The 23,883-nt window shown below is 63.1% G+C and carries 22 protein-coding genes and 2 pseudogenes; 16 read left to right on the top strand and 8 right to left on the bottom strand.

Annotation, left to right across the window (positions count from 1 at the left end; translation table 11 throughout):
* Positions 1–111: 111 nt before the first annotated feature.
* Positions 112–624, bottom strand: a complete 513-nt coding sequence (locus tag HYH07_RS34220) for a GNAT family N-acetyltransferase (protein ID WP_220006592.1) — start codon at positions 622–624, stop codon at positions 112–114.
* 159 nt (positions 625–783) lie between these two features.
* On the opposite strand from HYH07_RS34220, the gene HYH07_RS34215 reads away from it, so the two are divergent.
* The 3 genes from HYH07_RS34215 (at position 784) to HYH07_RS36665 (ending at position 2,709) form a co-directional block, all read left to right on the top strand.
* The gene (locus tag HYH07_RS34215) at positions 784–1,875 is read left to right on the top strand and encodes an AI-2E family transporter (protein WP_220006591.1); all 1,092 of its coding nucleotides are present in this window, start codon (positions 784–786) and stop codon (positions 1,873–1,875) included.
* Between the two features lie 128 nt (positions 1,876–2,003).
* Positions 2,004–2,468, top strand: a complete 465-nt coding sequence (locus HYH07_RS34210) for a potassium channel family protein (RefSeq protein WP_220006590.1) — start codon at positions 2,004–2,006, stop codon at positions 2,466–2,468.
* Positions 2,437–2,709 carry a MarC family protein gene (locus tag HYH07_RS36665; RefSeq protein WP_220006589.1) on the top strand — a complete coding sequence of 91 codons (273 nt, stop codon included), beginning with the start codon at positions 2,437–2,439 and terminating at the stop codon, positions 2,707–2,709. The genes HYH07_RS34210 and HYH07_RS36665 overlap by 32 nt, the downstream gene beginning before the upstream one ends.
* Here HYH07_RS36665 and HYH07_RS34200 read toward each other — a convergent pair.
* Positions 2,698–3,381, bottom strand: coding sequence for a helix-turn-helix domain-containing protein (locus tag HYH07_RS34200; RefSeq protein WP_220006588.1), 684 nt, complete (start codon positions 3,379–3,381; stop codon positions 2,698–2,700). The two genes, HYH07_RS36665 and HYH07_RS34200, sit on opposite strands and share 12 nt — an antisense overlap.
* A 302-nt stretch (positions 3,382–3,683) precedes the next feature.
* On the opposite strand from HYH07_RS34200, the gene HYH07_RS34195 reads away from it, so the two are divergent.
* Entirely contained in the window at positions 3,684–4,307 is a 624-nt protein-coding gene (locus tag HYH07_RS34195; RefSeq protein WP_220006587.1) for a response regulator transcription factor, read from the top strand.
* 173 nt (positions 4,308–4,480) lie between these two features.
* On the top strand, positions 4,481–4,807 hold the full coding sequence (locus tag HYH07_RS34190) for a response regulator (protein WP_312016714.1): 327 nt from the start codon (positions 4,481–4,483) through the stop codon (positions 4,805–4,807).
* A 13-nt stretch (positions 4,808–4,820) separates the two neighbouring features.
* Here HYH07_RS34190 and HYH07_RS34185 read toward each other — a convergent pair whose 3' ends face one another.
* From HYH07_RS34185 to HYH07_RS34175, 3 genes and pseudogenes are all read right to left on the bottom strand, one after another.
* On the bottom strand, positions 4,821–5,366 hold the full coding sequence (locus HYH07_RS34185; RefSeq protein ID WP_220006585.1) for an invasion associated locus B family protein: 546 nt from the start codon (positions 5,364–5,366) through the stop codon (positions 4,821–4,823).
* 24 nt (positions 5,367–5,390) lie between these two features.
* Positions 5,391–5,750: pseudogene (locus tag HYH07_RS34180) on the bottom strand (dienelactone hydrolase); the annotation flags it as partial.
* 146 nt (positions 5,751–5,896) lie between these two features.
* Complete coding sequence (locus tag HYH07_RS34175; protein WP_220006584.1) at positions 5,897–7,585, bottom strand: transporter; 1,689 nt, start codon at positions 7,583–7,585, stop codon at positions 5,897–5,899.
* Positions 7,586–7,718: 133 nt separating this feature from the next.
* Between HYH07_RS34175 and HYH07_RS34170 the strand changes: the two genes are divergently transcribed.
* From HYH07_RS34170 to HYH07_RS34150, 5 genes and pseudogenes are all read left to right on the top strand, one after another.
* Positions 7,719–8,399, top strand: a complete 681-nt coding sequence (locus HYH07_RS34170) for a YoaK family protein (RefSeq protein WP_220006583.1) — start codon at positions 7,719–7,721, stop codon at positions 8,397–8,399.
* Positions 8,396–8,888: pseudogene (locus tag HYH07_RS34165) on the top strand (SulP family inorganic anion transporter); the annotation flags it as partial. The gene HYH07_RS34170 and the pseudogene HYH07_RS34165, both read left to right, overlap by 4 nt.
* 290 nt (positions 8,889–9,178) lie before the next feature.
* Positions 9,179–11,932, top strand: a complete 2,754-nt coding sequence (locus tag HYH07_RS34160; RefSeq protein WP_220006582.1) for a decarboxylase — start codon at positions 9,179–9,181, stop codon at positions 11,930–11,932.
* An 18-nt stretch (positions 11,933–11,950) separates the two neighbouring features.
* On the top strand, positions 11,951–13,651 hold the full coding sequence (locus HYH07_RS34155) for an aspartate:alanine exchanger family transporter (protein ID WP_220006581.1): 1,701 nt from the start codon (positions 11,951–11,953) through the stop codon (positions 13,649–13,651).
* Positions 13,652–13,681: 30 nt separating this feature from the next.
* Entirely contained in the window at positions 13,682–14,116 is a 435-nt protein-coding gene (locus tag HYH07_RS34150) for a hypothetical protein (RefSeq protein WP_220006580.1), read from the top strand.
* A gap of 72 nt (positions 14,117–14,188) precedes the next feature.
* Here the strand turns inward: HYH07_RS34150 and ppk2 are convergent, their stop codons facing one another.
* Both ppk2 and HYH07_RS34140 read right to left on the bottom strand, forming a co-directional pair.
* A complete protein-coding gene (gene ppk2 / locus HYH07_RS34145) occupies positions 14,189–14,989 on the bottom strand; it encodes a polyphosphate kinase 2 (protein ID WP_220006579.1) in 801 nt (266 codons plus the stop codon).
* Positions 14,990–15,118: 129 nt separating this feature from the next.
* Complete coding sequence (locus HYH07_RS34140; RefSeq protein ID WP_220006578.1) at positions 15,119–15,571, bottom strand: hypothetical protein; 453 nt, start codon at positions 15,569–15,571, stop codon at positions 15,119–15,121.
* Positions 15,572–15,730: 159 nt separating this feature from the next.
* Between HYH07_RS34140 and HYH07_RS34135 the strand changes: the two genes are divergently transcribed.
* The 6 genes from HYH07_RS34135 (at position 15,731) to HYH07_RS34110 (ending at position 22,570) form a co-directional block, all read left to right on the top strand.
* A complete protein-coding gene (locus tag HYH07_RS34135; RefSeq protein WP_228749957.1) occupies positions 15,731–16,141 on the top strand; it encodes a hypothetical protein in 411 nt (136 codons plus the stop codon).
* Positions 16,134–17,366, top strand: a complete 1,233-nt coding sequence (locus HYH07_RS34130; protein ID WP_220006595.1) for an HlyD family secretion protein — start codon at positions 16,134–16,136, stop codon at positions 17,364–17,366. The genes HYH07_RS34135 and HYH07_RS34130 overlap by 8 nt, the downstream gene beginning before the upstream one ends.
* A gap of 95 nt (positions 17,367–17,461) precedes the next feature.
* Entirely contained in the window at positions 17,462–19,342 is a 1,881-nt protein-coding gene (locus tag HYH07_RS34125; protein ID WP_220006576.1) for a HAMP domain-containing sensor histidine kinase, read from the top strand.
* Positions 19,343–19,471: 129 nt separating this feature from the next.
* The gene (locus HYH07_RS34120; RefSeq protein ID WP_220006594.1) at positions 19,472–21,202 is read left to right on the top strand and encodes a DUF3300 domain-containing protein; all 1,731 of its coding nucleotides are present in this window, start codon (positions 19,472–19,474) and stop codon (positions 21,200–21,202) included.
* Entirely contained in the window at positions 21,199–22,116 is a 918-nt protein-coding gene (locus tag HYH07_RS34115; protein ID WP_220006575.1) for a DUF2950 domain-containing protein, read from the top strand. The genes HYH07_RS34120 and HYH07_RS34115 overlap by 4 nt, the downstream gene beginning before the upstream one ends.
* Positions 22,100–22,570: a hypothetical protein gene (locus tag HYH07_RS34110; protein WP_220006574.1), complete on the top strand. Its 471-nt coding sequence runs from the start codon at positions 22,100–22,102 to the stop codon at positions 22,568–22,570. Before HYH07_RS34115 ends, HYH07_RS34110 begins: the two co-directional genes overlap by 17 nt.
* Before the next feature lie 42 nt (positions 22,571–22,612).
* On the opposite strand, the gene HYH07_RS34105 is transcribed toward HYH07_RS34110, so the two are convergent.
* Entirely contained in the window at positions 22,613–23,818 is a 1,206-nt protein-coding gene (locus HYH07_RS34105; protein ID WP_220006593.1) for an MFS transporter, read from the bottom strand.
* Between the last annotated feature and the right edge of the window lie 65 nt (positions 23,819–23,883).

Here is a 23,883-nt window from a genome sequence, read left to right as displayed (position 1 = left end):
AAGTGTAACCCATGTGTCCGGTACATTTTGTCACCTATGTCTCGGGCCGCTCACAATTTCAGCGTCAATAATTGTGTCTAATTGGCTGAATTAACTGGAGTTTGATCTGATCTAGGCCAACTTCAATTCCAGGTGGAAGGCATCGGGATCCCAGCCCTTTGCGCGCACGAATCCAAATCTGTCGAAGAGGCGGAGCATGGCTGCGTTCTCGGGGAGCACCTCTGCCGTCAGTTCGCTCAGCTTTGCGTCGCGCGCCAGCGCGATCAGGTGACGCAGGAGCAGGCCACCGATGCCGCGCCCCTGCCAGGCATCGATCACCATGAAGGCCATCTCGGCGCGGCCTGGCTCTGCGACGATGTAGCGACCGCCGCCGACGATGCCCGCATCGTCCACGCAGGCGACCAGCGCGACATGGTGCTCGAAATCGATCTCCATGAAGAAGTCGCGCTCCCTGTCCGAAAAATGCTGCTTCGGGACGAAGAACCGACGCCGCCGCGACTGCGCGCTGGTCTGGCCCAGCGCCGCGAGCATCTCGACCTCGTCCCCAGGGTGGAGCGCCCGAATTTCGACGGACGTGCCGTCACGCAACGTGTCCCGGCGCGTGTAGCTCGCGGCGTCAATCATCAGTGTCTCGCTGCGTTCATGAGGCGGAGACGACGACCGTCGTCCGCATCCGGCGATCAGGCTGGTGACTGCGGCGGAACTGCTTGATCTGGATCAAGCCGGCTGCACGAGCGGAGCCGCTACGCTGAGCAGGCTCCTGAGGACACACAGGCACCACGCTTGAAGACAATTCGACAAGTTCTGACGACCGACGGCGTCATCCAGCTCGTGATCCGGCTCGGATTGCTCGGCCTGCTGGTCGCGTGGACCTTCCTGATCATCAAGCCGTTCGTGCCAATCCTGACCTGGAGCGCGGTGCTGGCGGTGGCGTTCTATCCGGCGTTCAGCTGGCTCGCCAAACTCCTCGGCGGCAGCCCGCGTATCGCGGCGGCCATTCTCACGGTGATCATGCTTGGCATCGTCATCGGCCCCGCGGCGTGGCTGGGCTTGAGTGCCGTCGACGGGATCCGGGACATCGCAAGCCAGATCAGTGCTGGCGAACTCGCGCTGCGGGCCGCACCTGAGCAGATCAAGAGCTGGCCCGTGATCGGCCAGCAGCTCTACGATCTCTGGAACCTGGCCTACACCAACATCCGAGCGGTGCTGCAGGAGGTGACGCCGTATCTGAAGCCGCTTGCGGGGTTCATGCTGTCCTTCGTCGGCAGCGCCGGCATTGGCACGCTTGAGTTCCTGCTGTCGGTGCTGGTTACCGGGTGCCTTTTTCCTTACGGGCCGCAGCTCGCCGGTGCGATCCGTGGCTTTCTGTTCCGGATCGTGCCGGAACAGAGCGAGCATTTTCTGGAGCTTTCCGGCGCCACCATCCGCGCGGTGTCGCAGGGCGTGATCGGCGTTGCGATCATCCAGGCCTTGCTCGCCGGCATCGGCTTCAAGCTCGCCGCCATTCCGAGCGCGGGCTTGCTCGCTGTCATCGTTCTATTGTTGTCAATCGTGCAGATCGGCGCGGCCATCGTTCTTCTTCCCGTGGTCATCTGGATCTGGATGGACAAGGACATGACCGCGGCACTGCCGCTGACGATATTCTTCGTCATCGTGGGCCTGCTCGACAACATCCTGAAGCCATTGGTGATGGGGCGCGGGCTGACCACGCCGACGCTCGTGATCCTGATCGGGGTGATCGGTGGAACGCTCGCGCATGGGATCATCGGGCTCTTCATCGGGCCGATCATCCTTGCGGTTGCCTGGGAGCTTGCGGCCGCCTGGATCCGCATCGAGCGGGCCGCGCCGGCGCCGGACGTTGTTGCCGACCGTTGACCCAAATCAACGTCGACGATTGCAGCCCCTCTTGGATGGCTGTTCGGCGCCCTTCAGGGGCGGTCGATGCTGGAGAGGGGCATCGGCTGTCCGGAACGGCTTGCGCGATTGAGGTCTGGTCGAGCCCCATGCTGTTGCAATTGACGGTCGGCGCGCTGATCAGTGCGATCAACATCGGCATTCACGCACTCGTTACCCTCGTCGCCGTCGCAATTGCCCGCAGCGCAGGTCTTCGCAAGGTCGAGCGGCCGAGATTGCATCTGATGGGCGTGATGATTGCGACCGCAGCGGTTCTGAATGTCGCGCATGCGCTGGAAGTCCTGATATGGGCATGGACCTATGCCATCGTCCAGGCCGTGGCCGCTCCCGAGAGCGACCTCATCTATTTCGCTTTCGTCAACTACACGACGCTCGGCTATGGCGACATCACGCCGGTGCGCGAATGGCGGCTGATCGGGCCGCTGACCGCGATGAACGGCGTGCTGCTGTTCGGCTGGTCAGCCGCAATCCTGTTCGAGGTCTTGCGCAAGACGCTCGACCACGTCGGACTGATCAAGGACGATGTCTTCACAGGAAAGGAACACGTGCCGTGAACGCGGACGGGGGGTGCGCTCGCCAACTGCGGCAATATACCACGCCTACCGCAAGTCGAGCGCCATGGCGCGCGTGTTCGGAGAGGAGCGCACCAGCGTGGTTACAAGGCTGTCGGCGTTCCTCCTGCTCCGCATCGGTGTGCAGATTATCATCACCGGGACAGCGGACGTCGCGCGAACGATCCCGGATGGTGCTCCACACACCGTCCATGAGCGACTTCCCGTCAGGTCAAGCCGGTAGATCGAGGCTTGCAAGCTGGTGCCGGTCCAGCAGCACGATCTGACGCTGTGTGTTGCCGATAAAGCCGATGATGCCGAGCTCGTGCAGACGCGACAAGGCGCGTGAGACGGTCTCCAGCGTCAAGCCAAGATAGTCGGCGATATCGCGCCTCGACATGGGCAGCGCCATGACACTCGCCGCGGTCAGCCGCCCATCCATCTCGAGCAGGAACGCCGCAACGCGCTCCAGGGAGGTCTTGCGCCCGAGCAGCAGCATATGATCTTCCGCATGCTGCAGGTTGTTCGTGGTCATGCTGAGGAGGTTCCTGGCGACCATCGCGTCATTCTCGGCGACCAGTTCGAGGCTCTGCCGCTTGACGAGACGTACTGTGGTATCGACGATCGCCTCGGCCGTGAATCTGTGCTCGCTGCCATTCTCCAGGCCAAAGATATCGCCAGTGAGATGAAAGGCGCCGATCTGCCTGCGACCATCCGACAGCAGCTTGTAACTCCGCACAGCCCCGGACTTGACTTGATAGACATATTCGGCGGGCTCTTTCTCGCCGTAGACTTCAGCGCCTTTCTTGTAGGAAAATTCGCTCAGACTGACCAGCGCAGTTGAAGAGCTGGTCATGCCGAGGTCGCGGAGCGAATTGGGGCGCGGTGCAGTATCAGTGGTGATGCGAACGAACATAGGCCAACTCCTCAGCTCAACGCCGAATTGGTCCGTCGGACAGAAAATCTCGTCGCAGGAAATGCGGCCGCGCTATCCCGTTCCCGCTGAAGTTGATTTACGACTAACGCGGTATTCCCAACCATTGTCCCAAGGTACATGGTACCCAGTGACCGGATGGACTTACTTGCGCGGATTGAGAAGTCCTTTGCTGCCTACGTAAGGGATCTCGCGAGGAAGCACATATTTTGATTTTCGTTCAATTTGCCGAATATCGCTTTGGTCATTCATTCGTCATCGTTGAACTCTCCGATAGGTGAAGAGTGCCCGGCCTGGTCCACGTAGTTGATGACGACGCATCGTTCCGGACGGCGATAGAACGCCGGCTGAAGCTCGCTGGCTATGATGTCGCGACCTATGCGTCGGCGCAGGACCTGCTGGACGCCGCGCCAGGTGACGATCAGCCCGGATGCATTCTGCTCGACGTGCGGATACCGGGACTGAGCGGCCCCGAATTGCAGAGCCGGCTGGTAGCATCGGGCTCGACGCTGCCCATCATCTTCCTGACCGGACATGCCGATACGGCAACCACGGTGCGGACGATCAAGGCCGGAGCGGAAGACTTCCTGACCAAGCCGGTCTCGTCAGAGTTGCTGCTTGACGCGATCGAACGCGCGCTGGTGCGGCAGGACGCCCTGCGGAGCCAACGTGGCAGGCTGGAGGTATTTCGCGCGCACCTCGCCAGGCTGACCCAGCGTGAACGACAGGTGTTTGATCTCATCGTGCGCGGCAAGATCAACAAGCAGATCGCCTATGAGCTGGGGACGACCGAGCGAACCGTGAAGGCCCACCGCCACCAGGTGATGGAGAAGATGCAAGTTCATTCGCTTGCAGAGCTTGTTTCGATCGCGGAACGGCTTGGATTGCTCGATACGAAGGGCGACTAGCTCTCTGATGGTCAGGATCGTGGTTTGCGGCAACGGGACTGCCCCAAGGGACAATATGAAAGTTCGTGCGTCGGTGCTGCCATGCGGGCGTCGCGCTACAAATAGCGCCGGCCCGAGAGGTCGCTCCCTTGCCGTCCCGCGAAACAGTTTTCGTCGTCGATGACGATCCTTCGATGCGGACCAGCCTGAGCAGGCTGCTTCGTGCGCACGGGTTCGTTGCGACGCTGTTCGAGTCAGCGAACGCTTTGCTCGATCAGGGCAGGTTCGAGGAGGCGATCTGCATCGTGCTCGACATCAATCTTGACGGAAAGTCCGGCATTGAGCTGCGGCTCCGACTGGCAGGGCAGGGGGTTATCGCGCCGGTCATCTACATCACCGGCAATGACAGCGCGGCAAATCATGCCGCTGCGATCGCATCAGGCTGCATTGCATACCTGACAAAGCCGTTCTCGGCCGAATCGCTGATCGCCTCGGTGATGCGTGCGTCGGCCGCCGCCTGATCTGCCAGACCCTTCATTCGTCGACATACTGCTCCAGCGTTTTGGCCGGCGCGCCCTTGTGCGCGGCGGCGAACTGGGTAAGCGGCGCCGACGTCGTGAGCGCCAGCAGATTAGAATCGACCGTCTCGAGTGTCAGCGTCTTTCCGGCCTCCATTTGCTTGACCACGTCTGCCGGAGCGACGTCGGCGGCGATGCAGGCGTTGGCCAGGCACCAGGTATACGGCACGCGGACCGGAGCACCCTCGTCGATGGTGAGCTTGACCGGTTGCTGCAGATACATGCCAACGGGCACGAACAGCTGCAGTCGCGCTGTCGGGGTACCGTCGCGCTCGATCAAGTCGATGCGCACGGCCATCTGACCGGTCGGGAATTTGCCTGTGATCGTGGTCCGGCACAACGTGGGTGCGCCGCCCGCCTTGAAGCATAGTTTCTGCCAGGCGCCGTAGTTGATGTCCTTGGCTTCGCGCTGACCACGGGTGGCGACTTCGGCGGGGAGCGCTGAGCTCGCGGTGATGAGGAGGACCAAAAAGGCTGAGAGACAGTTGAGAGCGCTGCTCATGGTTCGTGTCTCCGGATCGGGGCGCTATTTTTGCGCATCGAGAAATTTGGTCACCAGAGGCGACCATATCGGAATCGCGTCCGGTGAGCCGATGAAGAAGTGGCCCTCGTGGCCGAATGGCGGCATCAAATGGTACTCGGCCTTGCCGCCGGCGGCCGTGAACGCGTCGCGCATCGGCTTCGACAGTTCGGGGCCGAAGAACGTGTCGTTCTCGATGTAGATCCAAAGCATCGGCACGCGCGAGGTGCTGCCGAAATCGGCGATCGCTTCCACCAGCTTGTCAGGCGCATAGTTGTTGTTGGGCTTGCCACCGACACGGCCGCCGCGGCCGGCGGCGAAGGTGATGATCGCCTTCACCGGTGGCGGGTTCAGGCTCGACAGGGCGAACATTGGCAGCGGCAGTACCCAGATCTCCTCCTGGCTCCGTACGTCGTCCTTGGCATGCGCGCGCGGCGCAAGGACGAAAAGGACAAGGATGGCAGTCGTGAACCGGCAGAGGATTGTAGGCAGGGGACCCATCATGCCCTCCGTCATCCCGAATATGTGGCGGCAACGACGATCGGACCGAGCACCGTCAGCACGACGTTGCCGACCGCATACGGAACCGCAACGCCAAGCACCGGCGTCTTGCTCTCGGCAACATCGCAGGCACCGGTCACGGCGGCATCCACTGTCATGGCGCCGGCCAGCGCGCCGCACGTCACAACCGGGTTCATCCGGAGCACGTAGTAGGCGACCAGCGTTCCGACCGTCATCGGGACGAGGGTGACGACCACGCCCATGCCGACGAGGAGCAGGCCATGGGCCTGGATCGCCGACCAGGCAGCGAGGCCGTTGCCGAGGCCAATCGCCGCAATGAAACCGCCAAGGCCGATATCACTCAAGGTCTGCTGGGCGGCTGGCGGCATCGCGCCCATGGCCGGCCTGCGCGAACGCAGCCAGCCGCAGACAAGGCCCGCAATCAACGCGCCACCTCCGCCGCCGAGCGTCAGCGCCACGCTGCCAACCCTGAGGCTGGCAAGGCCGGCCAGAAGACCGGCGGCAATGCCGGCGGCAAGAAAAGCAATATCTGTGCGATCGCTCGTATTGAGGGCAGAACCAACCTGCGCCGTGGCCCGCGCGATATTGCCGGTGCTGCCGACCAGCGTCATGACGTCGCCGACATAGACGCGCGTATCGGGCCCGAGTGGCACTTCGCGGCCCATCCGGGTCAGTGCGCGCAGGAAGACGCCGCGGGCTGCGTCCCCGACGACGTCGACCACCTCGCGGAGCGTCCGGCCGTGCAGCTTCCGGTTCTCTATGAGAACGTCGACGACGTTGCCAGGCAGGTTGCGCAGCAGTTCGTCAGCGTCGATTTCAGCGCCGATGACCGGCTTGGCCGCGACGATTGCCGCGGTCGGGCCGGTCAAGACGATGTCGTCATCATTTTCGAGCACGACGTCGCGATGCGGTCCGACGTCGGCGCCATGGCGGACGATCCGCTCGACGACGGTACGTCCGCCGATCTCGGCTTCAATGGCTTCGACGGTGCGGCCGGCGGCGGCCGAGACGCGATAGGCTCGTGCCTGGAATTTGCGGTAGGAAAGATTGTCCGTCTTCGCGGGGACGCCACCGGCAAGTTCGGTCTCGAGTTTCTTGGCCTCCGCCTTGAGATCGACCCGCATCAGCCGCGGCGCGACGAATGGGACGAACAGCAGCGTCAGGATGTAGCCGAGCACATAAGTAACAGCATAGCCGGCCGCGATATTGGCTTCCTGTTGCTTCAAGATGTCGGGTGCGAGGCCGAGCTGCGCCAGCGCGCCCGACGCGGTGCCGATCACCGAGGACTGGGTCAGCGCGCCGGCGGTGAGGCCCGCGGCGGTGCCGGTATCGAGCTTGAACAGTTGGGCAAAGATCAGCACGAGCACGAGGCCCGTTGCGCCGATCACCAGCGACAGCACGACCTGCGCCAGCGTCCGGACGCTCAAGGAGGCAAAGAACTCCGGCCCGGACCGGTAGCCGATCGTGAAGACGAACAGGCTGAACAGGATCGCCCGCAGGATCGGTGGAAAGGAGAAGGAGCCGAGCTGTCCGATCAAGACAGAGACAACAAGGATACAGGCAGTGGTGCCGATCGAGAATCCGCTGATCTTGATCCGCCCAAGGATGGTGCCGATGGCAATCGCCAGCAGCAGGAAGATTTCCGGTGCGGTGACGATGATCCACCTGACGGTTTCCATGGTCGACGTTCCCCGGCGCTTTTGCCGCGATTTGATTTGCTGCGGGCGGAGATTGCTTGATCCAGATCAAGCCCCGGCGAGGACGTGGCGGGGTCTATGAAACGATGAAGGATTTACGCCCCGTATTGTCGACATGAGCACGTTGAACATCGCCGCCGGCGCGGTCCGCCGCGATGAAACAGTCGAGATTGTCCTGCTGCTGGCCTTTGCCGGCGGCTTCATCGATGCTTACACATGGATCATCCACGGCGTGTTGGCGAACGCCCAGACCGCCAACGTGATCTTTCTCTGGGTCAACGCCATGGCCGGCGATTGGACCAAGGCACTGCATTTCGTGCCGCCCATCCTGGCCTTCACCGCCGGCATCGTCATGGCGGCCTGGCTGCGCCGCGCGGCCGGCGAGCGGGCCAGTGCGCTCAGCGTCCTGGTCGAGATAGTCTTCTTGATCGTGATCGGAATCTTGCACAACCGGGTGCCGGATGTTGCTGGAACGCTCGGCATTTCCATGGTCGCGGCCATGCAATCGGCGATATTCATCAAGGTCGAAGGCGCAGCCTGCAGCACGGTCATGATCACCGGCAACATGCGTCAGACCGTTGAGAACATCTTCGCGGTCGCCTACGGCGGTGCCCCGCTGGGGACGCTGCGCAAGTCGGCCATCTTCTTCGCGCTATGCGCGGTGTTCGGCTGCGGCGCAGCCGCCGGGGCTTTCGCGACCGAGACAGTTCCCAGCCTCGCGCTCGGCATTCCCGTGATCGCACTCCTGATTGTCCTGTTGCGCTGCGAAGCCACACCGCGCGAGGTGGTCACATGAATGCGCCATCCGAATCGAAATGGACGCGGTTCTTTCCACCGGCCGGCTGGCTTGCGGCCTATCGTCGCGAATGGCTTGCCTCCGATGCCGTCGCCGGCGTCACACTCGCCGCTTACGCCATTCCGGTCTCCTTGGCCTACGCCGCACTTGCCGGCCTGCAGCCGCAGATCGGTGTCTATGGCTATATGCTCGGCGGCATTGGTTATGCCTTGCTGGGACTTCGCGGCAGTTGGCGATTGGTCCGACCTCGGCGATCTCGCTGATGATTGCCGCGACCGTCGGCGCGCTCGCCGGTGGCAATGCCGTGAAGTATGCGCAGATCGCAAGTCTCGCGGCTTTCGGCGTTGCCGTGCTCTGCTTCATCGCCTGGCTGTTCAAGCTCAGCGTCTGGTCCGGCTCGTTAGTGACAGCATCCTTGTCGGATTCAAGGCGGGGGCGGGGCTCACCATCATCATAAGTCAGTTGCCGAGACAGTGCGCGGCATGCGGATGTCGAGCCGCTCGCTGGAAGCACCGCGTTTCGCCCGAGGCGTGACCTCCTGCGCGCCGAGGGGCTCAGTGAGAAGACCGACAGCAGTCAGTGGCTGCGCTCGCTCGACAGCGTGCTCGGCGAAAGCACAGGCGGTCCGGCTCAGCGAACGGCTTGACGAGCTTGTTGCAATGCGAACGGCATCGCGCCTGCCGAGAATGCGCGCGACCGTTGACTTGGATCAATGGAGCGACAGGCGCGCAAAGCACGATCCCGCATCACCTTTTGCCTGTCAGGATCGGGAGAGACACATGTCCAAGGACACCAAGGCGGCGCAGAAGCGCATCGACCAGTTCTTCTCCGGTCCCGGCGCGCGGGCGGACGATTGGCGTGATCTGGTCGAGGCTGCCAAAGTCTGGGCGCGCGGCGGCGATCGCGCGGCCTATGACGAGGCGCTGGCCAGTCTGTCGGTGACGGAAGAGTTCCACGGCTATCCCGGCCTGCAACTGATGGCGGCTTTGCGCGAGGCAGCCTCGTCTGGCGATGCGGCCGCGTCGCGATCGCTTGCAACGCGGATCACTCAGGCGTTGGCCACGCGGTCGTTCCGCCAGCATGCCGGTGACTGGAATGCGAAGGATGACGGCAACGGCGATGCGCCCGAACTGGTCTCGCCCACCTTCGCCGGACACAAGGCGCGCCGACCCTATTTCGAGACTTTGATCGTCACCGGCATATCGTCTAGCCAGTGGCCGGCTCTTGCGGCCGAATGGCGCAAGCTGCGCCGTCCGGAAGACGGCTTCATCTACGAACCCGTCATCGTCGGCAGTCTGGAAGACGCGTTCTGCGCGACCATGCTCAATCCGAATCTGGGGGCGGTCGTCATCAACGAGGGCTTTGGCCTTCGTTCGCGGCACGAAGCGCCGGTCCTCCGTTCGCTAACGGCCATGGCCGGCCTCAAGGATGAATCCGATGCGTCCGCCTTGCGCCTCGCCCAGATCATCAAGCGCGTCAGGCCAGAGCTCGACCTCTACATGATCTCGAATCGGGACGTCGAAGAGCTTGCCGGCAATCCGGAAACCAATGTCGTTCGCCGGATTTTCTACTCGGTGGAAGAGCTGTTGGAGCTGCATCTGTCGATTCTCGAAGGCATCCAGGATCGCTACGACACGCCGTTCTTCGACAATCTCAAGAAATACGCGCAGCGTCCCATAGGCACCTTCCACGCGCTGCCGATCGCCCGCGGCAAGTCGATCTTCAAATCCGACTGGATCCGCGACATGGGCGAGTTCTACGGTCCGAACCTGTTCCTGGCCGAGAGCAGCGCAACCACTGGCGGTCTCGACAGCATGCTGGAGCCGACCGGCAACATCAAGAAGGCCCAGGAAAAGGCGGCGAGGGCGCTTGGCGCCGACCGCGTCTTCTTCGTGACCAACGGCACCTCGACCTCGAACAAAATGGCGGTGCAGGCGCTGCTCGCGCCGGGCGACATCGCGATCGTCGATCGCAACTGCCACAAGTCGCACCATTACGGCATGGTGCTCGCCGGTGCGCAGCCGCTCTATGTCGAAGCGTTCCCGATGACGGAATATTCGATGTATGGCGCGGTGCCGCTGAAGACGATCAAGCAGGCGCTGCTCAACGCCAGGGCCGAGGGCCGGCTCGATCGCGTCAAGATGCTGGACCTGACCAACTGCACCTTCGATGGCCACATCTACAACACCCGCCGGGTGATGGAGGAATGTCTTGCCATCAAGCCGGACCTGATCTTCCTGTGGGACGAGGCCTGGTTCGGCTTCGCGCGTTTCTCGCCGTTCCTGCGCCGCCGCACCGGCCTCGGCGCCGCCAACGAGATCGAGGCGTGGATGCGCGATCCGAAGTCGGTCGATGCCTATGAGAAGCAAAAGGCGCAGCTCGGCAAGAATCCGACCGATGAGGTGCTGCTCAGCACAAGGCTCGTTCCCGATCCGCGCCAGATTCGCCTGCGGGTCTACCAGACCAACTCGACCCACAAGTCGATGTCGGCGATCCGGCAGGGTTCGATGCTGTCGGTCAAGGACGTCGAATTCCACACGGTCGAGCAGCAGTTCAAGGAGGCCGTGTTCACGCATGCCTCCACCAGCCCTAACCAGCAGCTCATCGCCAGCCTCGACATCTCGCGGCGGCAGATGGAGCTGGAGGGCTATGGGCTCGTCGCCAATGCGATCGAGATCGCGCTGGCGATCCGCCAGGCGGTCAACAACAATCCGCTGCTCTCAAAATACTTCCGCATCCTCGGCGCCGACGCCATGGTGCCGGCGCAATACCGCCAGAGCGGCTTCACGGATTTTCTCGCTCCCGGCGTGAACTGGGCGAATACGCTCAAGAGCCTGGATGAGGACGAGTTCTGCCTCGACCCGACCCGCATGACGCTGGTGTGCGGCATGGCCGGCTATGATGGTACCCAGTTCAAGGGCATTCTGGCCAACGAGTACAACATTCAGGTCAACAAGACCTCGCGCAACTCGGTCCTGGTCCAGTCCAACATCAACAACACCCGCAGCGATGTTGCGCATCTCATTCGGGTTCTCGCCGAGATCGCAGGCGAGGTCGACCGCGGGCTGGTGCAAGGCGGCGAAAACGCGCGCAAGACCTTCGAGGCGCGCGTCAAGAGCCTGATGAAGGACGTGCCTGACTTGCCGAACTTCTCCCACTTTCATCCGAGCTTCCGCGGCGATTCCGGCACCAAGACCAACGAGGGCGATATTCGCAGCGGCTTCTATGCCGCCTATGACGTGGCGGGCTGCGAGCATATCCGCCTCAACGATCCCGAGATCGACCGTCGGCTGAAGGCCGGCCCTGAGCTGGTCTCGGCGAACTTCGTGATCCCGTATCCCCCGGGCTTCCCGATCATGGTGCCCGGCCAGGTCATCACCCAGGAGACCATCGACTTCATGCGCAAGCTCGATGTGAAGGAAATCCATGGTTACGACGCCAAGGAAGGGCTCAAGCTCGTGCGCACCGAAGCCTTGGCGAAGATCGGCCGGCCCAAGCCCGGCGCGCAGCCGAAGCTCAAGGCGGCTTCATAAGTATCGGAGGGGACCTCCATGCAGGGATTTTTCACGTTCCTTCAGCAGAACCCGTATCTGCTGCTGTTTTTCACCGTCGGCCTCGCCGTTTGGATCGGTCGGGCCAGTGTCAAGGGTTATGGCCTCGGCATGGTCGCCGGCGCCATTGTGGTGGGTGCCGGCCTCTCGGTTTGGGCGTCCACCTACGGCGTGAAGCTCGAGCTCAACAACTTCGCCAAGAGCCTGTTCTACTACCTGTTCATGTATGGCGTCGGCTTGCGTGTCGGCCCATCCTTCGTCAACAGCCTTGGCGGCGACGGCCTCAAATTCACCCTCCTCGCCGTGGTGTCGAGCGTGATCGGCCTTACTCTCGTCGTGGTCGGCGCAAAGCTCTTCGACCTGCCGGTGGGCGCTGCCGGAGGCATGCTGGCGGGCTCGCAGACCATGTCGGCCGCGATCGGATCGGCCGAACAGGCCGTCACCGCGGGAGTCGTCAAGCTGCCCGCGGGCATGACTCCTGAAGCGGCTTCGGGCATGATCGCGCTCTCCTACGGCATCACCTACATTTGGGGCACCGTGGGCATCATCCTGATCTGCAAATATCTGCCGCGCTGGTGGGGCGTCGACGCCAGGGCCGCCGCGAAGCAGTATGAGAAGGAGTTCGGGGTCAAGGACCTCGAAGGCGGTGGCCTGACCGGCTATCGCCAGTTTGGCTTGCGCGCCTATCGGCTGGAGAATCCCGCAACAGCCGGACTCAGCATTGCCAAGTTCCGGACGTTGAATCCGGAATACCGGATCGTCAATGTCGGGCGCGACGGCGAACCGCAAGGCGCCGATCCCGAGCTCGTGCTGCAAAAAGGCGACATTATCGCTCTGGGCGGCTCGACCGAGCATCTCACCGAGAAGATGGGTCTGATCGGCCCCGAAGTGGCCGATGCCCGGACGCTCGGAATCCCCATGGATCAGGCCGAAATCGTGGTCTTCAACAAGGATGTCGTCGGGCGCACTTTCGAATCCTTCCGCGACACGGCCATCGCCGGCCAGTTGCAGGTCACCAAGGTCGAGCGCGGGGGCGTGCAGATCCCCGCTGGTCTGAAAACCCAGCTGCAGCGGATGGACATTGTCTCGGTGGTCGGCCTGAAGGGGGCTGTGAGCGAACTCGGTGAGATGTGGGGACGCATCGCGCGTACCAACACTTCGACCGACCTGCTGACGCTCTCGGCGGGCATGATCGTCGGCTTCCTGATCGGCATGATCCAATTTCCCGCCTTCGGCGCCAAGATCGGCCTCGGCAATGCCGGCGGGCTGTTGCTGTCAGGCGTCCTTGTCTCATCGATCGTGTCGCGGCTGCGCTTCTTCGGCAACACCCCCAACGCGGCACGCAACGTGCTCGAGGATCTGGGGCTCGTGGTCTTCGTCGCCATCGTCGGCATCAATGCGGGCGCCGGATTGCTGTCTCAGCTGACGGGCGCGGTGGCCCTGAAAATCTTCATCGTCGGCTTCATCGCCTGCACGATCCCGCCCTTCATCGTCTGGGCCATCGGGTACCACATCTTCAAGATCAATCCGGCCGTGCTGATGGGCGGTGTGGCCGGTGCGCGGTCGCACTCCGGCCCGTGCCGCGAGGCGGCGGTGGAAATCCAGAGCACCGTGCCCTGGATCGGATTCCCGGTTGGCTATGCCGTTTCGGGCATCCTGCTCACAGTATTCGGCTACTTCGCAATGATCTTGGCTCAGTAACTCAGTGTGACTGCAAAGGGGAAACTACTCATGAGAAAGTCTGCTACGCGCCTCGCTCTCGCCGCTCTGCTCGTTGGTGTGGCCGGCTTCGGCACGCCGTCGCGTGCCGATACCGGCCAGGTCGCCATCGTCTTCACCAAGGGCGGCTTCATCGTCGGCGTCGGCGGCGGGGAGGGCGTGCTGCTCTACAGGGGCCACAAATATCCCTTCACGGTATCAGGGATGAGCGTCGGCTTCACGGTCGGTGCCTCCACGACCAAACTGGTCGGCCGAGCGCTCAACCTGAAGGGGCCGCAGTCGATCGAAGGCTCCTATGCTGCGGGCGGAGCCGGTGGGGCCGTTGCGGCCGGCGCCGGCGCGGTGCAGTTGCAGAACGGCAATGGCGTGATCCTTCAGCTCAGCGGACCGAAGGTCGGCGCGGAAGTCTCGGCCGCGGTCGGCGGCGTCACGATCAAGTTGAAATAGCGGGAGCAAGGCTTGCGCCAAACAAAACGGGCTGCGTCAATGCAGCCCGTTTTCATGTGGCGATCGTGCACGTCAGTATCGCTCCTCGACGAATTTGAGCCCGCGCAGGCTGGCCTGGTCGTTGTAGCGACCCTTGTGGGAGCGCGGCGGCAGCTTGACCTTCTCGCGCTTGATCTTCTTGTAGGGGATCGTCTGCAGAATATGCGAGATGACGTTGAGCCGGGCGCGCCGCTTGTCGTCGGAGCGGATCAGCCGCCACGGCGCATGCTTGGTATCGGTCGCCTCGAACATCATGTCGCGCGCGCGGGAGTAATCATACCAGCGGCCAAATGACTCGGTGTCCATCGGGCTGAGCTTCCACTGCCGCAGCGGATCCTCGATCCGCGCTTTGAAGCGGAGCTCCTGCTCCTCCATCCCGACCTCGAGCCACAGCTTGATCAGGATGATGCCGGCGTCCACGGCGAACTTCTCGACCAGCGGGCACAATTCCAGGAAGCGCTTGTGATCGGCCGGCGAGCAGAAGCCCATGACATATTCGACCCCGGCGCGATTGTACCAGCTGCGGTCGAAGATCACGATCTCGCCGCCGGCGGGATATTGCTCGATATAGCGCTGCAGGAACAGTTGGGTCTTTTGCCGGTCGGAGGGGGCGGGCAGGGCGCAGACGCGGAAGACGCGCGGGCTGACCTTTTCGGTCAAGGCCTTGATGGTCCCTCCTTTGCCGGCGGCGTCGCGCCCTTCGAAGATGATGATCACCTTCAGCTTCTGGGCCCTAACCCATTCCTGAAGGTGGCAGAGCTCGACCTGAAGCTTTTCGAGCTCCTTCTCATAGGCCTTGCGCTTCATTTTCTCCGCGGGCTCGTTCTTGGCCATGCCTGTCCTTTCGCTGCTAGCGCATGATCCGGAAAAGTGTGACGCGGTTTTTCGATAAGATCATGCTCAAACAAAGAGCTGAAGCGGGATGTCTTTTCAACCCAATCCCATCGCGCTTTAGCGTCGTTATCAGTCGTCCCATGAAATGGTCACGCCGATGTCTCCAGGCACGCCGCCCGGAAACTCGATGACCTGATAGGCGATGCGATAGCCGCGTGGCTGGAGATAGTCCTTCCAGAGCTGGAAGATCTCCTTGGGAATCCCGGTCAGCGTATCCTCCCAACCCTTTTCCATCTGATTGATCGCGCGCCCCTTGTCGGTGCAGAGCGAGTTGGGGAAGCGATAGACCATCACTTCGGTCAGGCCGTTGCGCACGGCACGCTGGATGATGGTCGCGGCGAGCTTGATCTTCTCCTCCTCGGTCTTGCCGGAGGCCTTGCTCAATCGCTCGATCAGCGCGCGCTTTTCGGCCTCGGCAGCAGCGGCGAGACGGACATATTCTTCCGCCTTCTCGGCCTCCTTCAGCGCGGCCTCCTTGCGGATCTGCGTCGCACTGGGAATGAGATCGTCAAGCCCGGGCATGGCTGCGGCTCCCTGTGATGTTCGAACGGCGTTGACCGACGCTAGGTCCGGCGCGAGGCGTTCCCTTGATTCAAATCAAGCAATCTGGGAGGCTGGCCGAACACAGTGCCGTCCAAGGCGTTTGACCGGGAGAGGCAATTGAACGATCAGCTCCATCCGATGGCACCGCACCATCTGCCGTTCTATCTCGCGCCGGGGAGCGGGACCGATACCCTGATGGTGGTCATGGGGATATTCCTGATCGGCACCGTGCTGTGGGTCGGCACGCTCTATTGGAGGCTGCATAGCCTTCCCGAGCGGATGGCGCACAAGTCGCAAAAGCTCCAGTTCGAGTTCGTGGCCGTGCTCGGCCTGATCTCGCTGTTCACCCATATGCACATCTTCTGGATCGCCGGCCTGCTGCTGGCGCTGATCGACATTCCAGACTTCGGAACGCCGCTGCGCAGCATCGCTGACTCCGTCGAGAAAATTGCCGACGCGACACCGGGAGAAGCGAACGAACCAGCTGAAACCCCGGCGCCGGCCGAAACGCCGGTTGCCGTGAAGGAGAAGGAGCATGGCCATGTTTGAGCTCATGTTCTGCTCGCTCCTCACGATCGTGCCTGACTACCTTTATCGCCGCTATGGCCAGGGCAAGCGCTTGGGCAAGGAGATCACCTTCTTCTCGGTCTGGTATGAGCTGCGCTGGGGCATCACCGGCTGTTTGATGCTGACGATTTCGCTGATCACGATGATCTTCTATTTCCATCCGGCGACGGACTCGGCGACGCTCTACTATCGAACCGTGCCGATCCTGCCTGAAGGATCGGGGCGCGTAGAGGACGTGAAGGTCAGCTTCAGCCAGCCGGTGAAGAAGGGCGACGTGCTGTTCACGCTGGACAGTTCCAAGCAGCGGGCTGCGTTCGAAACCGCCAAGCGGAAGGTTGCCGAGGTCGACGCAGCGATGCAGACGGCGCAGGCCGACGTAGTCAAGGCAGAAGCGCAAATTGGCGAGGCGAAAGCCAATCTTCAGCAGGCAAAGGATGAACTCGATGTGAAGAGCGAGCTACAGCGCCGCAATCCCGGCATTGTTCCGCAACGCGACATCGAGAAGCTGCAGGTGCTGGTCGATCAGCGTCAATCCGGCGTTGACGCCGCGACCGCCGCGAAAGAGTCCGCAAGCCTGCAGGTCTCAATTTTGCTGCCGGCGCAGAAGGCCAGTGCCGCAGCCGCGCTTGATCAGGCCCAGGTCGATCTCGACAAGACCACGATCCGGGCAGGCGTCGACGGTCGCGTCGAGCAATTCTTTCTTCGTCCCGGCGACCTCGTCGCGCAGATCATGCGACCGGCCGGCATTCTCGTTCCCGAGGGCGCGGGCAAGACCGCGCTTCAGGCTGGCTTCGGCCAGATCGAGGCGGGCGTCTTGAAGGAAGGCATGGTTGCGGAAGCGAGCTGCATCTCCAAGCCGTGGGTGATCATTCCCATGGTCATCACGTCAGTGCAGGACTATATCGCGGCCGGTCAGTTCGCGGGTGGCCAGCAATTGATTGAAGCTCAGAACGGTCCCAAACCCGGCACGATCCTCGCGTTCCTCGAGCCGCTGTACAAGAACGGCCTGGACGGCGTGACGCCGGGCAGCAGCTGCATCGTCAACGCCTATACCAGCAATCATGAGGAAATATCCGCGCCGCATACCAGCACCGGCCGGGCCATCGCGCTCCATGTCGTCGATGGCGTCGGCCTCGTGCATGCGCTGCTGCTGCGCATCCAGGCCTTGCTGATGCCGATCAAGACGCTGGTCCTGAGCGGTCATTGAGGGGCGGAACAGGGTCGCTCAGGTCTGTTACGCCGGTGCATCTCCCGCTAGAATTGTGACCAGAAGCGGCCGGAAAGGCCGCCGGCGGAGGCGAGATGAACGGGCGCAAATCCCGGGTTTCGGTCGTGCTGGGGCCGGTGTGGCTCTGGCTCGGTCTGTTGCTGGCCGTTCTCCCAGGCAGCGCCGATGCCGCCGAGCGCAGTGCGCGCGCTGAACTCAAGCACGTGCTCGTGTTGCATTCCTTCGGGCGCGAATTCCGCCCCTGGAGCGAGTATGCGCGGAGCATCAAGGCCGGCCTCGAGCAACAATCGCCCTGGCCGCTCGACATCCAGGAACACACGCTGCTCAGCGCGCGATTCAACAATTCCGGCCCGGAAGCGCCCTTCGTCGAGTATCTCGCCTCGCTCTATCAGGGCGCGCCGCCCGACATCGTGTTGAGCATCGGTGCTCCGGCGGCGCAGTTCGCGCAGCGATATCGCGCCAAGCTGTTTCCCGATACGCCGATGGTGCTGGCCGTGGTCGAGGAGCGGCTGGTGGACCGCCTTGAGCTCACCGACAACGACGCCGTTGTGTCGGCCCATATCGATTTCATGGCGGTGTTCGAGAGCATCCTGCGCGTCCTGCCGGACACAAAGACCGCGGCCATTGTCATCGGAGCGTCGCCGCTCGAGAAATTCTGGACCGACCAGTTGAAGCAGGATTTGAAGCCACTGGGAAATCGTCTCGAGCTCGTCTGGTATTCCGACCTGCCGTTCGAGGTGATCCTCGAGCGCGCGGCCAGGCTTCCGCCCCATGCCGTGCTGTTCTGGGGACAAATGTCGGTCGACGCCGCCGGCATCGTCCACGAGGGTGACCTCGCCTTGCGCAACCTGCGCGCGGTCGCCAACGCGCCGATCTTCTCCTATCAGGACCCCTTCTTCGGCGGTAGCACCGTTGGCGGCCCGATGCAGCTCACGGCGGAGATCAGCCGAACGACGGTCAATGCCGTGATACGCGTCCTCGGAGGCGAGAAGCCGTCTGCCATCAAGTACGAGCCGATCGAATTCGGGCGGCCGAAATACGACTGGCGCGAATTGCAGCGCTGGGGCATCAGCGAAAGCAGTCTGCCTCCCGACAGCGAGATTCTGTTTCGCGAGGCGACCGTGTGGGAGCGCTATCGCTGGCAGATGCTGCTGATCGCCGCCATCATCCTGGTCCAGGGCGGCTTGATCAGTGGATTGTTGCATGAGCGTCATCGCCGCCGGGGTGCGGAGATCGAGTCGCGCCAGCGCCTCGCCGAGCTTGCCCATGCCAACCGCTATTCGGCCGTTGGCGAGTTGACGACCTCGATCGCGCATGAGCTCAATCAGCCGCTGGGCTCGATCCTGACCAATACCGAGACGGCTGAGCTCATGCTCCAGGGCAATTCACCCGACATCGACGAGATCCGGCTGATCCTCGCCGATATCAGGCGGGACGATCAGCGGGCGAGCGAGGTCATCCGCCGGTTGCGCAGTGTCCTGAAGAAGACGCCGTTCGAGAGCAAGGAAATAGAGCTCAACGACACGGTGAGGGAAGCGGTCGGCCTCGCCAGGACCGACGCCGATGGACGCCGGATCACGCTGATCTATACGCCGGTATTGGTCGATCTGCACGTCAAGGGTGATCCCATCCAGCTTCAGCAGGTCGTTCTCAACTTGATCATCAATGCGATGGACGCGACTTCCGATGCGAACACCGGGAAGCGCGAGGTCGGCATCTGGACCGTGCGCGCCGGTCGGGAGGCAGAGGTCAATGTCGTCGATACCGGGCCGGGGGTGGCGGCCGACGATCTCACCCATATATTCGATCCCTTCTTCACCACCAAGCCTCAAGGCATGGGCATGGGGCTCGCCATCGCGAAAACCATCGTCGAGGCCCACCAGGGCACGATCAGCGCGACCAACCAGCCGGCGGGCGGGGCACGGTTCACCATCCGGTTGCCGCTCCTCCGCTGATCGCCGGCATCTGGATCCAATGGTCTGTCGCGTCGCAACAGCGCGGAGGCTCGGTTTCGTTGATCTCGATCAACAAACGCCTATGCCCCGGCCCGATGGTCGCGGACGGAAATCTTCGTGGAGGTCGTGATGTTTCGCTGCGGCAAGATCCTGATGGCGCTTGCGCTGGTAATGGCGGTTCCTGCCGCGGCAATGGCTCAAGCTACTACGCCGGCTGCACCGGCTGCGCAGACGCAGCCCGCAACGCCACCAGCCGCTGCCGCCGAGCTGCTGAAACCAGAGCAGCTCGAGGCGCTGGTCGCGCCGATCGCGCTCTATCCCGACGAACTGCTGGCCAACGTGCTGGCGGCATCGACCTATCCGCTCGAAGTGGTGCAGGCCGATCGCTGGCTGAAGGATAACAAGAACCTCAAGGGCGACGCACTGAAGACGCAGGTCGACAAGCAGAGCTGGGACGACAGCGTCAAGGCGCTCGCCAGCACCGCCGATGTTCTTGCCATGATGAGCGACAAGCTCGAATGGACCCAGAAGCTCGGCGACGCCTTTCTCGCCCAGCAGCCCGACGTGATGGATGCAATCCAGCGTCTGCGCAACAAGGCCTACGACAACAAGAAGCTGGTCACCACCAAGCAACAGAAGGTCAGCGTCCAGTCCCAGGAAGGCAAGCAGGTCGTGGTCATCCAGCAGGCGGATCCTGCGACGATGTATGTGCCGTATTACGATCCGGCGACGGTCTACGGCACCTGGCCCTATGCGGAATATCCGCCGTACTACTGGGGCTACCCCTCCTATATCGGTGCGGGCGTGGTCGCAGCCGGCATCGCCTTCGGTACCGCCTGGGCGATCGGACGCTGGGGCAATTACTGGGGCGGCGGCTGCAACTGGGGTAACCGCAACGTCTACGTCAATCATCGCACCACCAACATCGGCAACGGCTGGCAGCACAATCCGGCGCATCGCGGCGGGGTGCGTTACAACAACGTCAACGTCCAGCAGCGCTTCGGCAACAACAATATCAGGGCCGGCGCGTCGGACCGCATGGATTTTCGCGGCCGCGACGGCAACCAGGTGCTGCGTCCCGGTCAGGGCGGCGCGGGCGACCGTGCAGGCGATCGTGTCGGTGATCGGGCAGGCGATCGGGCTGGTGATCGCGCCGGCGATCGTGGCGGCGCCGGTGATCGCGGCGGTGCCGGTGATCGCGGAGATCGTCCGGGTGCAGGCGATCGCGCCAGCGCAGGGACGCGCGATCGGCCCGGCGGTGGTGATCGTGCCGGCGCAGGTGATCGTGCCAAGGGTGGCAACAAGGGCGGCAACAAAGGTGGCGGCGACCGCGCCAAGGCAGCCAACCGTGCCGGCGGCGGGGCTGCTGCCAACCGTGGCGGTGGCGGCAATCGCGGCGGCGCCATGAACGTCTCGTCCGGCCGGTCGGCAGCCGCGGCATCGGCACGCGGACGCGCGAGCATGGCAAGCATGCCGCGCGGGGGCGGTGGTGGACCGAGCATGGCCGGGCGCGGTGGTGGAGGAATGGCCGCGCGCGGGGGAGGCGGCGGCTTCGGAGGCGGAGGAGGTCGTGGAGGCGGCGGCGGTGGCCGGCGTTCCGACCTCGCGCTCAAGCACGACATCGTCCTGCTCGGCCGTCTCTCGAACGGGCTCGGCTATTATCGCTTCAGCTATATCGGCAGCGACAAGGCCTATGTCGGCGTGATGGCGCAGGAGGTCGAGCAGGTGATGCCTGACGCGGTGACCCGCGGCAGCGACGGATATCTGAGGGTCTATTACGAAAAGCTCGGGCTGACATTCCGCACCTACGGCGACTGGCTCGCCGGCGGCGCGAAAATCCCTGCGGAGGTGATGCCATGAACGGCGCGACATGGTTCCATCGTGCGATCATGCCCGGCGTGGTCGCGCTCGCACTGTTCGCCTCGCCGTCATCAGCGCAGGAATCCTACAAGTCCCCGGAGGACGCTGCCGCAGCACTTGCCGACGCGGTCAAGGCGGGCCCGAAAGATATCCTGAAAGTGCTGGGCAGGGCGGCCGAGGACATCGTCTCGTCGGGGGACGAGGTCGCCGACAAGGACATCCGCCAGCGCTTCTCCTCGATGTATGACACCAAGCATGGCATCAAGGCGGAGGGCAACAAGACCGCGACCTTGTTGCTGGGACCGGATGATTTCCCCTTCCCGATTCCGCTGGTCAACACCAAGACCGGCTGGGAATTCGATACGGACGAGGGCCGCATCGAGGTGCTTCGCCGGCGCATCGGCCGCAACGAGCTCGACGCGATCCAGACTGCGCTCGCTTATGTCGACGCGCAGAATGAATACGCGGACAAGGACCGCGGCGAGGGCGTCGGCGTCTATGCCCAGCGCTTCGTCTCGTCCCCCGGCAAGAAGGACGGGCTGTTCTGGCGCGACGACAGCGATCCGAGCCCGCTCGGCCCCTTCGCGGCAGCGGCTTCGAAGGAAGGCTATGAGGCGAGCGACGTCGGGCCCGCGCCCTATCACGGCTACTACTTCCGCATCCTCAAGGGGCAGGGGCGCGATGCACCGGGTGGCGCACTCAACTATGTCGTCAAGGGCAAGATGATCGGCGGCTTCGCCCTGATCGCCTGGCCCGCCGAATATGGCAATTCCGGCGTGATGACCTTCCTGGTCAATCATGCCGGCACCGTCTACCAGAAAGATCTCGGCAACCGCACCGAGTTCATAGCCGCGCGCACCACGCTGTTCGATCCCGATCAGACCTGGAAGAAGGTCGATGCCGCAAAACCCTGAATGGCGCACCGCCCTCCGCCGTCGCGCGTTCCGTCTGATCGCGGTCCTCCTGCTCGCGACCGGGGCAGCCTCGCCGGCGACGCCGTCCTTTGCCCAGGCTGCCGGCCATGTCAGGGTCAAGATCGTCAAGGCCGGCCTGCTCGTCGGCGGCGGCGTCGGCCGCGGCGTTCTGACCTATCGCGGCAAGACCTATCCATTCAAGATCACCGGCCTGAGCCTCGGCATCACAGCTGGCGCTACTGTCGGTCGCTTCGATGGCTGGGCCTCTGACATCCGCGACGTCAACGACTTCGCCGGCACCTACAGCTCGGTCGGCGGCGGCTTTGCGCTGGTCGGCGGCGTCAATGGCGTTCATCTCCGCAACGAGAAGGGCGTCACCATCGTGCTGCAGGGCCCAAAGGCTGGGCTCGAGCTTGCGGCCAACATCAGCGAGATCACGATCTCGCTGAGGTGAGCCGACGCCACATGCGCCGCGACTCGGGCCGACGTCGATGCTTCAGCCGATCCTCAACTTGAGAGTCAAAAGCGCCGCTGAACCGAGGGCAACCGCGACGCCGATTGCGCACGCCGTCCATCCCATCCAATCAAAGATCTGTCCAAGCACCGCGGTACCCGTCAAACCTCCGAGGAAATAGCAGGCCAGATAGGTACCGCTGGCGACGCCGCGGTTTTCGGTCGCGGCCTGTCCGACGAAGCTCGTCGCTACCGCTTGAGCGAAGAACGTCCCGACGCCGACCAGGACCATGCCGGTCAGCACCTCGGCAAGATGCGGGCGCAGCATCAAAAGCACGCCAAGCGCCGCGAGGGCGAGCGCGCCCCAGATCGCCGGTCTTGTCCCTATGCGTGTGGCGACCTTGCCGGCCAAAAGGGTCGTGACGATCGAGGGCAGGAAGACGAGATAGACGAGGCCAAGGTCCATCATGCCGAGCGAGAGTGGCGGCCGCACCAGCACGAAATTCACGAATGTGAAGGTGCCGATGAAGGCGAACAGGATGCAAAAGCCGATGCCGAAGGCCGCGCGCAGCCGTTCATTGCGCCAGTGCGCGAACATGGCGGCAAGTGGCGAGGCGGCCGTGGACATCGCGTGCATCGGCTGGACGCGATTGATGGTGAAATAGACCAGAGCGGCGCCGGTCAGATTGAGCGCGGCAAAGAAGTAGAAATTCCAGGACAGTCCAAGGCTGTCAGCGACCGCGGCCGAGATCAGCCGCCCGATCAGATTGCTTGCGACATTCCCGGTGATGTAGGCAGCAAAGGCCCCGCCGGCATCCATAGCGCTGCATTGTTCGCCGAGATGAGCGAGCGTCAGCGCAAATGCCGATGCCATGCACAGGCCCTGCGCGATACGGAGACCCGTGAAGACAGCGAGGTTGGGCGCCACCGCAAGCAGACTGGTCGGGATCGCCAGCAGCGTAAGACTGAAAAGAATGCCGAGCCGCCGGTCGATATGCGGGCTGAAAAAGCCGACGACGAGGCTTGAGATGGCCATGCCGAAGGTGGAGGCGTTGACCGCAAAGCCCATCGCCGCCGGCGTCACGCCGTAATGGCGTGTCAGGGACGGCAGGATCGCCTGCGTCGCAAAGAGATCGACGACCGTCAGGAATGCGGTCAACCCGATGACGAGCGAACGGAAGGCGACGCCCGGCGAGGGTCCATGCATCGCCATGGTGGCCGGTCTGATGCGGGCGGACAGATCAGTCATGACACGGCACCTCCTGACGAGAAGGAAGATGTGACGCCCGGCACGCGGGGCAGCATGGGGAATTC

The sequence above is a fragment of the Bradyrhizobium sp. BR 10261 genome, assembly GCF_019455395.1.
GTDB lineage: Bacteria > Pseudomonadota > Alphaproteobacteria > Rhizobiales > Xanthobacteraceae > Bradyrhizobium > Bradyrhizobium manausense.
This window is presented reverse-complemented; position numbering and strand designations above follow the sequence as displayed.